The sequence below is a fragment of the Klebsiella sp. JN_Kp127 genome, from assembly GCF_040062505.1.
Classification (GTDB): Bacteria; Pseudomonadota; Gammaproteobacteria; order Enterobacterales; family Enterobacteriaceae; genus Klebsiella; species Klebsiella quasipneumoniae.
Genome location: NZ_JBEAHS010000054.1, coordinates 105,840 through 118,543, shown reverse-complemented (window position 1 = coordinate 118,543; position 12,704 = coordinate 105,840). Strand labels below are relative to the sequence as shown.

The window sequence follows — 12,704 nt, the reverse complement described above, 5'->3', positions numbered from 1 at the left end:
ATCGGTAGCACGCTTAGTAAATCGCCGTCTATACTGAAAGGGCCTGACTGAAGGCCTATTCCAAGGAGATTTTAGGATGAAAAAAGTGATAGTCGCGTTAGCCCTTTCAGCCGTTGCATTTGGCGCCTCCGCCGCGCAGTTGATCACCAAAGAAGAAGTGAAACACTTCAAACTGACCAAGGTCGGACCGATCTCGGTGGGGCCGTCCGGCGGTGAGTTCTCTTCGCCCTCCGATCTGCACGATCAGCTCTCTAAGCTGGCCGATGAGAAAGGCGGAAAGTACTACGTGATTACTGCTGCGCGTGAGCATGGCCCTAACTTTGAAGCCACAGCGGAAGTGTATAAATAATCGATTGTGCCGCTGCCGTAACGGCACGCCACTGACTGAGCCTGGAGCGCGTTACGCCTCCGGGCTTATTTTTTTTCCGCCGCCCGCGCTCCACCGGCTAAGCGACAGCGAAAACGCATTTTTATCGCTATATATAGTTTTGATGATCACGATGTTAATGAAATATTGCTTTTTATTGTCGCTAAAAGGCGAATTCCAGCCTAATGCCTGAGGGAGTGACCCCTGGCAAAAATAGGTAGGACAAATGTGTTATCATCGCGCCTTTCCCTTTTTGTCTGGGGCTTTCTTGTATGCTACAACCTGTTGTTCGCGTCGGTGAATGGCTCGTAACCCCCTCTGTAAACCAAATCAGCAGGAAGGGGCGCCAGCTTACCCTTGAACCGCGTTTAATCGACCTCCTGGTCTTTTTTGCTCGCCATCCGGGGGAAGTGCTTAGCCGGGACGAGCTTATCGAAAACGTCTGGACCCGGAACGTTGTGACCAGCCACGTCGTCACGCAGAGTATTTCCGAACTGCGCAAGTCGCTCAAAGACGGCGACGACGTTAGCCTTGAGTACATCGCGACGGTACCCAAACGGGGGTATAAGCTCACGGTGCCGGTGATCTGGTGCACCGAAGAGGGGGAGGAACTCGCCCCGCAGATGGAGGCGCTGACGCCTTCGCCATCGGTCGCCGCTCCCGCGCCGCCGGCTGCCGGTGCGCCGCCGGACGCGCCCGTCTCCACCGCCGATCCCGCCGCGCCAGCTCCCGCGCCGACAGGTGCCAGCGCGCCGTCAGTGCGTAAACGGCTCACCACCGCCCTGGTGTGGGGGCTGTTTCTGCTGGCGCTGGGCACCTGCGTGGCGCTGGTGGCGCTGTCGAGCATGGAATCGCGGCCGCCGGTCAACAAGGCGCGCCTGCTACTCAACCCGCGCGATATCGATATCCACCTGGTCAATGGTAACTCCTGCACCAACTGGTCTTCGCAGCACTCCTACGCGGTCGGCCTGGCCAGCCTGATCACCACCTCGCTGAACACCTTCTCGACCTTTATGGTGCATGACAAAACAGACTACAACATCAATGAGCCGAGCAGTTCCGGTAAAACGCTGACCATTGAATTCGTCAATCAGCGCCACTACCGGGCGCAGCAATGCTTTATGTCGGTCCAGCTGGTGGATAACGCCGACAGCTCGACGATGCTCGATAAGCGCTACTTTGTGACCAATGACAACCAGCTCACCATCCAGAACGATCTGATGAACAGTCTGTCGGACGCGCTGGCGCAGCCGTGGCCGGCGCGAATGCAGGCGATGCTCAGGCAATATCAGCCCTCGCAAAGCGTGGCGTTAACCTATTTCTACCAGTCGCATCAGCTGTTAATGAAGGGCGATGTTGACTCATTAAGCAAGGCCAGCAGCCTGCTGGATGATGTGATTAAGCGGGCGCCTGATTTTATTTACGCGTATGCCGAAAAAACGCTGGTGGATGTATTACGCCATTCGCAACAGCCGCTGGATGATAAACAGCTGGCAGCCCTTTACAGCGAAGTTGAGCGGGTAGGGGAGATGCCGGGTATAAAAGATATGGCGATTTATTATCAAATAAACGCAGTGGATTTGCTGGGGAAGGGAAAAGTTGACGAAGCGAACACAGCAATTAACCACGCGATCGATTTAGAGATGTCGTGGCTGAATTATGTGCTGTTAGGCAAAGTCTATGAGATGAAAGGTGAGAACCGGCTGGCAGCGGATTCTTACATTACGGCGTTTAATTTACGACCCGGTGGAGACACGTTGTACTGGATTGAAAACGGAGTTTTCCAGACGTCGGTCAACCGGGTTGTTCCGTATCTCGATAATTTCCTCTCTTCAGAATAAGTAAACCCTCATCATGCGAAAGGTTTTTGGCATGATGAGGTTAAATTTATGTTTCTCATGAAGCCTCCTGTTGTTATTTATATTTAGCATTCAGGAGGCTTTGAATAACAGTTCAGTAACACATCACATCTCATCTAAGTTCATGTAAAACAACAATGTTTATCTTTTTCTGACACCCTGTTGTCATGTTTATATGTTAAGCGAAAAAGGTCAAAATATCATTTGTCTGATGTTTGTTGTTATTTCACTTTATCTTTAGGACTTATCTCGTACAAATCAGTAATCTTGTTGGCAGTTGGTCGGGTCAATTAATGGTTCTGTATCATGATCTGTACCTCCCAAATAAACTTAGGAGAAAAACAACCATGAGTTCTGCCAAGAAGATCGGGCTATTTGCCTGTACCGGTGTCGTCGCCGGTAATATGATGGGGAGCGGTATTGCATTATTACCTGCGAACCTGGCCAGCATCGGTGGTATTGCCATTTGGGGCTGGGTAATTTCAATTATTGGTGCGATGTCTCTGGCTTATGTTTATGCCCGACTGGCCACTAAAAACCCGCAGCAGGGTGGTCCCATTGCTTACGCAGGGGAAATATCTCCGGCATTCGGTTTCCAGACCGGTGTACTTTATTATCACGCAAACTGGATTGGTAACCTGGCTATCGGGATTACCGCAGTTTCTTATCTGTCTACGTTCTTCCCTATTTTAAATAACCCGGTGCCAGCAGGGATTGCCTGTATTGCCATCGTGTGGATCTTTACTTTCGTTAATATGCTCGGCGGGACCTGGGTCAGCCGTCTGACCACCATTGGTCTGGTGCTGGTGCTTATTCCGGTAGTCATGACCGCGGTCGTCGGCTGGCACTGGTTTGATGTCGCTACCTATCAGGCGAACTGGAACACCTCCAGCACCACCGATAGCCACGCGGTCATCAAAAGTATCCTGCTCTGCCTGTGGGCCTTCGTTGGCGTAGAATCCGCCGCCGTGAGTACCGGGATGGTGAAAAACCCGAAACGTACCGTGCCGCTGGCCACCATGCTGGGTACCGCGATGGCCGGTATCGTCTACATCGCCGCGACTCAGGTTATCGCCGGTATGTATCCTGCTTCTCAGATGGCAGCGTCCGGTGCGCCGTTCGCGATTAGCGCCTCCACCATCCTCGGCGGCTGGGCTGCGCCGATGGTATCCGCTTTCACCGCCTTCGCCTGCCTGACTTCTCTGGGCTCGTGGATGATGCTGGTTGGCCAGGCGGGTGTGCGTGCCGCCAACGATGGCAACTTCCCGAAAGTGTATGGCGAAGTCGATAGCAACGGTATCCCGAAAAAAGGCCTGCTGCTGGCCGCGGTGAAAATGACCGCGCTGATGGTGCTGATTACCCTGATGAACTCCGCCGGTGGTAAAGCCTCTGACCTGTTCGGCGAACTGACCGGTATCGCGGTACTGCTGACCATGCTGCCTTACTTCTACTCCTGTGTTGACCTGATTCGTTTCGAAGGCATCAACATCCGTAACTTCGTCAGCCTGATTTGTTCGGTACTGGGTTGCGTGTTCTGCTTCATCGCGCTGATGGGCGCAAGCTCCTTCGAACTGGCCGGCACCTTTATCGTTAGCCTGATTATCCTGATGTTCTACGGTCGCAAAATGCACCAGCGCCAGAGCAACGCATCGGATAGCAACAGCCCCGCTAACGCGCACTAATCAGTAACCCTTTTTCCTGAGGCTCCTTCCATCACCTGTCATAGCGCGACGGGAGGGGCTTTCTACATCTGGAGATTTGACTATGAACGTTATTGCAATCATGAATCACATGGGGGTTTACTTCAAAGAAGAACCCATCCGTGAACTGCATCGTGCTCTCGAACGCCTGGACTTCCGCATTGTCTACCCGAACGACCGTGACGACTTATTAAAACTGATCGAAAACAACTCTCGTCTGTGCGGCGTGATCTTCGACTGGGATAAATACAATCTCGAGCTGTGCGAAGAAATCAGCAAAATGAACGAGTACATGCCGCTGTATGCGTTCGCTAACACCTACTCCACGCTGGACGTTAGCCTGAACGATCTGCGCATGCAGGTTCGCTTCTTCGAATATGCGCTGGGCGCTGCGGAAGATATCGCGAACAAAATCAAACAGAACACTGACGAATACATCGACACCATTCTGCCGCCGCTGACCAAAGCGCTGTTCAAATATGTGCGTGAAGGCAAATACACCTTCTGTACCCCGGGCCACATGGGCGGTACCGCCTTCCAGAAAAGCCCGGTAGGCAGCATCTTCTACGATTTCTTTGGCTCCAACACCATGAAATCCGATATCTCGATTTCAGTTTCTGAGCTCGGTTCCCTGCTGGACCACAGCGGCCCGCACAAAGAAGCGGAAGAGTATATCGCTCGCGTATTTAACGCCGAACGCAGCTACATGGTGACCAACGGCACCTCGACCGCCAACAAAATCGTCGGTATGTACTCCGCGCCGGCCGGCAGCACCGTGCTGATTGACCGTAACTGCCACAAATCGCTGACCCATCTGATGATGATGAGCGACATTACGCCGATCTACTTCCGTCCGACCCGTAACGCCTACGGCATCCTCGGCGGTATCCCGCAGAGCGAATTCCAGCACGCGACTATCGCCAAGCGTGTGAAAGAGACGCCGAACGCGACCTGGCCGGTACACGCCGTTATCACCAACTCGACTTACGATGGTCTGCTGTACAACACTGACTTCATCAAGAAAACCCTGGATGTGAAATCCATCCACTTTGACTCCGCATGGGTGCCTTACACCAACTTCTCGCCGATCTATGAAGGCAAATGCGGGATGAGCGGCGGCCGCGTCGAAGGGAAAGTGATTTACGAAACCCAGTCCACGCACAAACTGCTGGCGGCGTTCTCTCAGGCATCGATGATCCACGTGAAAGGCGATGTTAACGAAGAGACCTTTAACGAAGCCTACATGATGCACACCACCACCTCCCCGCACTACGGGATCGTGGCGTCCACCGAAACCGCGGCGGCGATGATGAAAGGCAACGCCGGTAAGCGCCTGATCGACGGCTCTATCGAACGCTCCATCAAGTTCCGTAAAGAGATCAAACGTCTGAAAGGTGAGTCTGACGGCTGGTTCTTCGACGTATGGCAGCCGGAACATATCGACGGTCCTGAATGCTGGCCGCTGCGCTCCGACAGCGCATGGCACGGTTTCAAAAACATCGACAACGAGCACATGTATCTCGACCCGATCAAAGTCACTCTGCTGACCCCGGGGATGAAGAAAGACGGCACCATGGATGAGTTCGGTATTCCGGCCAGCATCGTGGCGAAGTATCTCGACGAACACGGCATCGTGGTGGAGAAAACCGGTCCGTACAACCTGCTGTTCCTGTTCAGCATCGGTATCGACAAAACCAAAGCGCTGAGCCTGCTGCGTGCGCTGACCGACTTCAAACGCGCGTTCGACCTGAACCTGCGGGTGAAAAACATGCTGCCGTCGCTGTACCGTGAAGATCCTGAATTCTATGAAAACATGCGTATTCAGGACCTGGCGCAGAACATTCACAAACTGGTTGAGCATCACAACCTGCCGGACCTGATGTTCCGCGCGTTTGAAGTGCTGCCATCCATGGTGATGACCCCGTATGCCGCGTTCCAGAAAGAGCTGCACGGTCAGACGGAAGAAGTGTACCTCGAAGAGATGGTCGGCCGCGTCAACGCCAACATGATCCTGCCGTATCCTCCGGGAGTGCCGCTGGTGATGCCGGGTGAAATGATCACCGAAGAGAGCCGTCCGGTGCTGGAGTTCCTGCAGATGCTGTGCGAAATCGGCGCCCACTATCCGGGCTTCGAAACCGATATCCACGGCGCCTATCGTCAGGCGGATGGTCGTTACACCGTTAAAGTGCTGAAAGAAGAGAATAACAAGTAATAGACGCACATCAGGGAAGTGGCTTGCCACTTCCCTTTTTCACGCTGCAAGGAGAACACATGAAAACACCCTCACAGCCGCGCGCGATTTACTACATCGTTGCGATCCAGATCTGGGAGTACTTCAGCTTTTACGGCATGCGCGCCTTACTCATCCTCTACCTCACCCACCAGCTTGGCTTCGACGACAGCCACGCCATCAGCCTGTTCAGCGCTTACGCCTCTCTGGTTTACGTTACCCCTATTCTTGGCGGCTGGCTTGCCGACCGCCTGCTCGGCAACCGCACGGCGGTGATTGCCGGGGCGCTGTTGATGACCCTCGGCCACGTGGTGCTGGGCGTTGAGTCGACCTCCACATGGAGCCTGTACGTCGCGCTGGCGATCATTATCTGCGGCTACGGCCTGTTCAAATCCAATATCAGCTGCCTGCTTGGCGAACTTTACGCCCACGACGATCCGCGTCGCGACGGCGGCTTCTCGCTGCTGTACGCCGCCGGCAACGTCGGCTCCATCGCCGCGCCCATCGCCTGCGGGCTGGCGGCCCAGTGGTACGGCTGGCATATCGGCTTCGCCCTGGCGGGGATCGGGATGTTCATCGGCCTGATGATTTTCTTAAGCGGCAGCCGCCACTTCCGGCATACCCGCGGCGTCGATAAACCGGCGCTGCGGGCGGTGAAATTCGTGCTGCCGACCTGGGGCTGGCTGCTGGTGATGCTCTGCCTGGCGCCGGTGTTCTTCACGCTGCTGCTGCAAAACAACTGGTCCGGCTATCTGCTGGCGGTCGTCTGCCTGTTCGCCGCCCAGATGGTGGCGCGGATCATGATCAAAGCCCCGGAGCATCGTCGCGCGCTGTGGCAGATCGTCCTGCTGATGCTTGCCGGGACGCTGTTTTGGGTGCTGGCGCAGCAGGGGGGAAGCTCGATTAGCCTGTTTATCGATCACTTTGTTAACCGCCGCCTGCTGAACTGGGACGTGCCGACGGCGCTGTTCCAGTCGGTTAACGCGGTGGCGGTGATGGCGGCCGGCGTGGCGCTGGCGTGGCTGATGCGCCCGGAAGGCAGCGCGCGTTCGGTGCTGCGCGTCTGGTTGAAATTCGCTTTTGGCCTGCTGCTGATGGGCGGCGGCTTTATGCTGCTGGCGCTCAACGCCCGCCACGGCGCCGCTGAGGGGCAGGCCTCGATGGGCATGATGGTCGCCGGACTGGCGATGATGGGCTTTGCCGAACTGTTTATCGACCCGGTCGCGATGGCGCAAATCACCCGCCTGAACATGCCCGGCGTCACCGGGGTATTGACCGGTATTTATATGCTGGCCACCGGCGCGGTGGCCAACTGGCTGGCCGGCGTGGTCGCCCAGCAGACCACCGAATCGCAAATCAGCGATACGGCGATTGCCGCCTATCAGCATTTCTTCTCGCAGATGGGGGAATGGACCCTCGGCTGCGTGGCGGTGATGGTGGTTATCGCCTTTGCCGCAGCCTGTAGCGTCGGCAAACGCCGCGCGGCGGCTGGCGAGCTTCCCGGCGGCGGCGCCTAGCCCCGTCTGGCGACAGGTCCGGCTTACCGGGCTACAAAATCGTGCTGCCTGGTAGCCCGGCTAAGGCGTTTACGCCGCGAGCCGGGGATCGGTAACCCCAACAGTGGAGCGACAAGCCGCTCCTTGCACCGTTTACTGAACAGGAGGAGGATATTCTGGCAGGCGCGGAAGCCAACGATAAAAAATACCGTTAGTGAAGGCATAGCTGAGTGAGATCAGCTTGAAGAGAAGCCAGATTCGTTACTCTTGTTCTTCGGTGTGAAGCCGGAGACAGGCCGCGCGGAAGGGTGACCTGGTTCAATTTATCGAAGCTAGTTTGAAAGCAAGGTTATGAGGAACCCATATGTCTGAACAACAAGCACAAGGTGCCGATGAGGCCATTGACCTTAATAATGAACTGAAAACTCGTCGCGAAAAACTGGCTGCGCTGCGTGAGCAGGGCGTAGCTTTCCCCAACGATTTCCGTCGCGATCATACCTCTGACCAATTGCACGCTGAATTCGATGCGAAGGATAACGATGAACTCGCTTCCCTGAACGTTGAAGTTGCGGTGGCCGGCCGGATGATGACCCGCCGCGTGATGGGCAAAGCCTCCTTCGTCACCCTCCAGGACGTCGGCGGCCGTATCCAGTTGTACGTGGCCCGCGATGACCTGCCGGAAGGCGTCTACAACGAACAGTTTAAGAAATGGGACCTTGGCGACATCATCGCCGCCCGCGGCAAGCTGTTCAAAACGCAAACCGGCGAACTCTCCATCCACTGCACCGAGCTGCGCCTGCTGACCAAAGCCCTGCGCCCGCTGCCGGATAAATTCCACGGCCTGCAGGATCAGGAAGTCCGCTATCGCCAGCGCTATCTGGATCTGATCGCTAACGAAGAGTCGCGCCATACGTTCCGCATCCGCTCGCAGATCCTCGCGACCATGCGTCAGTTCATGGTAGCCCGCGGCTTTATGGAAGTGGAAACCCCGATGATGCAGGTGATCCCCGGCGGCGCTTCCGCCCGTCCGTTTATCACGCATCACAACGCGCTGGATCTCGATATGTACCTGCGCATCGCGCCGGAACTGTATCTGAAACGTCTGGTGGTCGGCGGCTTCGAACGCGTGTTTGAAATCAACCGTAACTTCCGCAACGAAGGGATCTCGGTGCGTCATAACCCAGAGTTCACCATGATGGAACTGTACATGGCGTACGCGGACTACAAAGACCTGATCGAGCTGACCGAGTCGCTGTTCCGCACCCTGGCGCAGACGGTGCTGGGCAAAACCGAGGTGCCGTATGGCGACCAGGTGTTTGACTTCGGCAAGCCGTTTGAAAAACTGACCATGCGCGAGGCGATCAAAAAACATCGTCCGGAAACCAACATGGCGGATCTGGATAACTTCGACGCGGCGAAAGCGCTGGCGGAATCTCTCGGTATTCAGGTAGAGAAAAGCTGGGGTCTGGGGCGCATCGTCACCGAAATCTTCGACGAAGTGGCGGAAGCGCACCTCATCCAGCCGACCTTCATCACCGAATACCCGGCGGAAGTCTCCCCGCTGGCGCGCCGTAACGACGTCAACCCGGAAATCACCGACCGCTTCGAGTTCTTCATCGGCGGCCGCGAAATCGGTAACGGTTTCAGCGAGCTGAACGACGCCGAAGACCAGGCGCAGCGTTTCCAGGATCAGGTTAACGCCAAAGCGGCGGGCGATGACGAAGCGATGTTCTATGACGAAGACTACGTCACCGCGCTGGAGTACGGTTTGCCGCCGACCGCCGGTCTGGGCATCGGTATCGACCGGATGGTGATGCTGTTTACCAACAGCCACACCATCCGCGACGTGATCCTCTTCCCGGCGATGCGTCCGCAGAAGTAAACCGTTGCACTCCCTCCCGGCCTGCGCCGGGAGGTTCTTCATGCATTATCCCCATCCTGTCGGCAGGGCAATGTTATTACAGGACTTTTTGCAACGTGCCGCGCTGGCTGCCGTTTGCCCATACGCCGTTAAAGGCGTCGTTCAGCGTAAAGGCTGAGCTTTTCACCCGGAACGTCAATTTACCCTGGCTGGCTTTCGCCTCCTCGACCAGATGACCATGGGTTTTCACCGTTTTAGCGGTGACGGTAATCTCATCAATTTTATTGCCATAGTCAGTATAAACATACCAGGTGCCCACCCAGGGGCCGAAGCCGCTGCTGGCCTGCTGCGCGGCGGCGGCATTCTCGGCTTTGGTTTTATGAATATCGCAGGTGGTCCCGTCGGTCATCTGCGTGCAACCGGAGCGTTCAAGCTGTTCCCGGTATTTCGCGCTAATGGCGTGGGCCGGCGCGGCGGCGACCAGCGCCAGGGTGAGGGTGGTGAAAAGCCAGGTCTTATTCATCTTATTGTTTCTCATCGCGATAGCGGCGCGCATTGTCATAAAGGTTGATATACATTGGTGCATTCTCCAGGGGCGTCCGAATAAATATAACCGCAGCCATTCCTGATAAATAACGAGCAGAAAGGAGAAGGGTTATTTATTTGTAAAAACATCATTGCCCTGAGCTTATTTATCACCGTACCTTCCCGCTGCATGTCATATTATTGCAGAGAGAATGTTAAATAATTGATGTTTTAAAAGGGACTATTTGTCACTTACGCAAATAACAGCAGGCCAGGCCTGGGCGCAGGGCTAAAGCCCGCGCCGCTGCGGTGTTGAGATTTTTTCATATTGCTATCATCATATTTCGAATGAAAGGGATAACCTCTGAAGCGGGTTATTAAGCCAGTAATTTTTATCTGCAAAATAAGCCTGCGGCAAGCATTATTTCCATTTATTTTTCAGGGCTACTCACGCCAGCGGATATTTCGCCCGCGGCAATGATGGATTTCCATCATTTCTCCGTTTTCATCGCTGGTCGTCGCCTGCTTATAGTGACGGCACACCAGACGACTGGCTGAAAAGGAGATAAACATGGCGACAGAGCACCTGCAGTGGGGCATTAGCCCCCTGTGCTGGACCAACGATGTGCTGGAGGATTTAGGCGGCGATATCCCTCTCGACACGTGTCTGCGCGAGGCGCGGGAGGCGGGGTTTCAGGGAATTGAGTTAGGGCGGAAGTTTCCCCGCCAGGCGGAGACATTGGGGCCTCTGCTGGCGGCGGCTGACCTGCGCCTGGCGTCCGGCTGGTACAGCGGCTTGCTGGCCGACCGCAGCGTGGAAGCGGAGCTGGAGGCGGTGCGGGGCCACGCGCAGCTCCTGCAGCAGCTCGGCGCCAGGGTAATGGTCTATGGCGAATGCGGGCAACTGCCCGGTGAAACGCCGCTTGATGCGCCGATCTCGCTCTCGCCGCCGTTAAGCCGCGTCAGCCTGACGGCGTATTGCCATAAGCTAAATACCTTTGCCGACCTGCTGCTGCGGGACTACGGCCTTCGGCTGGCCTATCACCATCATCTGATGATGCTGGTGGAGCACGACGACGAGCTGGAGCGGTTTCTGTCCCAGACCCATGACAACGTCGGGCTGGCGTTTGATACCGGACACGCCTTCGTCGCCGGGGTCGATATCCCGCGCGTGCTGGAGAAATATGGCCACCGTATCCGCCATCTGCATCTGAAAGACGTCCGTCCGCAGGTGCTGGGGCGCCTGTATCGCGAAAACCTGAGCTTTAACGAGGCGGTGCGCGCCGGGCTGTTTACCATCCCTGGCGACGGCTGCATCGACTATGCGCCGATCCTCAACTTTGCCCGGGACAGCGACTACCGCGGCTGGCTGATTATCGAAGCCGAGCAGGACCCGGCAATGGCGCCGCCGTTTGCCACCGCCCGCCTCGCCTTCGCCTGGCTGGCGCACCACTTTTCGTCCCCGTCATCATCAGAGGAGCACGCATCATGAGCGCGCAGTTAAATATTGGTCTTATCGGCTCCGGTTTTATGGGCCAGGCGCACGCCGACGCTTACCGTCGCGCGGCCATGTTCTATCCCGATCTGCCGAAGCGCCCCTATCTTTACGCGCTGGCGGATCAGGATCAGGCTTTGGCTGAACGTCATGCGGTGAAGCTGGGGGCGGAGAAAGCTTACGGTGACTGGCGCGAACTGGTGAACGATCCGCTGGTGGACGTGGTGGATATTACCTCGCCGAACCATCTGCACTACACGATGGCGATGGCGGCGATCGCGGCGGGTAAACATGTCTATTGCGAGAAACCGCTGGCGGTTAACGAGCAGCAGGCGCAGGAGATGGCGCAGGCGGCCCGGCGCGCGGGGGTGAAGACCATGGTGGCCTTTAACAACATAAAAACCCCGGCGGCGCTGCTGGCAAAGCAGCTTATCGCCCGGGGCGATATTGGCGAACCGGTGCGCTTTCGCGGCACCTTTGATCAGGGGTTTTATAACGACCCGAACCTGCCCTGGTCCTGGCGCTGCTCGAAAACCCTCGGCGGCAGCGGGGCGCTTGGCGACCTCGGCGCCCATACCCTGTCCGTCGCCCAGTTTTTGATGGGCGGGATCCGTGAAGTGACCGCCAGCGCGCAAACCTGCCTGCGCCAGCGTCCGGTGCCACAGACCGATGCCGGGTATGCCAGCCGGGTCGCGGCCGATGCCGAGTGGCGGGAAGTGGAAAATGACGATCAGGTTCAGTGCCTGGTCAATTTCGACAGCGGCGCCGCGGGGGTGATTGAGGCCTCGCGCATCGCCGCCGGGCGCATCTTCGGCGTGTTCTGGGAGGTCTCCGGCACCGAAGGCACGCTGTATATGGACGGGGAGCGCTTTAACGAACTGCAGGTGTATCGCTTCCGGGATGACAAACACGACCGCGGCTTTAAAACGCTGTATGCCGGGAGCCAGATCCCGGCCTATGCCGGCTTCTTCGGCTTCGATTTTGGCGGCGGCGGGCTGGGCTATTTTGACGTCAAGGTGATGGAAGTGCATGACCTGGTGCAGGGGATTTGTGGGGACGACGACTGCTATCCCAGCTTTGAGTTTGGTTTACAGAATCAGCGCGTGCTGTCGGCGATTGAAGCCTCGATGGTCAGCCGTCGCTGGGTTAACGTGGTTAAGGATTAAGGAGC

9 protein-coding genes are annotated in these 12,704 nt (G+C 56.5%); 8 read left to right on the top strand and 1 reads right to left on the bottom strand.

What is annotated here, in order from left to right:
- The first annotated feature begins 76 nt into the window (after positions 1–76).
- The 6 genes from ABLV04_RS24610 to lysS all read left to right on the top strand — a co-directional run bounded on the left by ABLV04_RS24610 (position 77) and on the right by lysS (position 9,534).
- The gene (locus ABLV04_RS24610) at positions 77–349 is read left to right on the top strand and encodes a DUF1471 domain-containing protein (RefSeq protein ID WP_002892402.1); all 273 of its coding nucleotides are present in this window, start codon (positions 77–79) and stop codon (positions 347–349) included.
- A gap of 290 nt (positions 350–639) precedes the next feature.
- Positions 640–2,208: a lysine decarboxylation/transport transcriptional activator CadC gene (cadC, locus tag ABLV04_RS24605; protein WP_065805892.1), complete on the top strand. Its 1,569-nt coding sequence runs from the start codon at positions 640–642 to the stop codon at positions 2,206–2,208.
- A gap of 365 nt (positions 2,209–2,573) precedes the next feature.
- Positions 2,574–3,908: a cadaverine/lysine antiporter gene (gene cadB, locus ABLV04_RS24600; protein ID WP_023288679.1), complete on the top strand. Its 1,335-nt coding sequence runs from the start codon at positions 2,574–2,576 to the stop codon at positions 3,906–3,908.
- Positions 3,909–3,990: 82 nt separating this feature from the next.
- Complete coding sequence (gene cadA / locus ABLV04_RS24595; protein ID WP_023288680.1) at positions 3,991–6,138, top strand: lysine decarboxylase CadA; 2,148 nt, start codon at positions 3,991–3,993, stop codon at positions 6,136–6,138.
- A gap of 59 nt (positions 6,139–6,197) precedes the next feature.
- The gene (gene dtpD, locus ABLV04_RS24590) at positions 6,198–7,673 is read left to right on the top strand and encodes a dipeptide permease DtpD (RefSeq protein ID WP_048296927.1); all 1,476 of its coding nucleotides are present in this window, start codon (positions 6,198–6,200) and stop codon (positions 7,671–7,673) included.
- 343 nt (positions 7,674–8,016) lie between these two features.
- Positions 8,017–9,534 (top strand): lysine--tRNA ligase, encoded by a 1,518-nt coding sequence (lysS, locus tag ABLV04_RS24585; protein WP_004202393.1) that lies wholly within the window; start codon positions 8,017–8,019, stop codon positions 9,532–9,534.
- Between the two features lie 76 nt (positions 9,535–9,610).
- Here the strand turns inward: lysS and ABLV04_RS24580 are convergent, their stop codons facing one another.
- Complete coding sequence (locus tag ABLV04_RS24580) at positions 9,611–10,036, bottom strand: hypothetical protein (RefSeq protein ID WP_032429107.1); 426 nt, start codon at positions 10,034–10,036, stop codon at positions 9,611–9,613.
- Positions 10,037–10,609: 573 nt separating this feature from the next.
- On the opposite strand from ABLV04_RS24580, the gene iolE reads away from it, so the two are divergent.
- Complete coding sequence (gene iolE / locus ABLV04_RS24575) at positions 10,610–11,530, top strand: myo-inosose-2 dehydratase (RefSeq protein WP_348816258.1); 921 nt, start codon at positions 10,610–10,612, stop codon at positions 11,528–11,530.
- Positions 11,527–12,699 carry a Gfo/Idh/MocA family oxidoreductase gene (locus ABLV04_RS24570; protein ID WP_348816257.1) on the top strand — a complete coding sequence of 391 codons (1,173 nt, stop codon included), beginning with the start codon at positions 11,527–11,529 and terminating at the stop codon, positions 12,697–12,699. Before iolE ends, ABLV04_RS24570 begins: the two co-directional genes overlap by 4 nt.
- Positions 12,700–12,704: the final 5 nt, after the last annotated feature.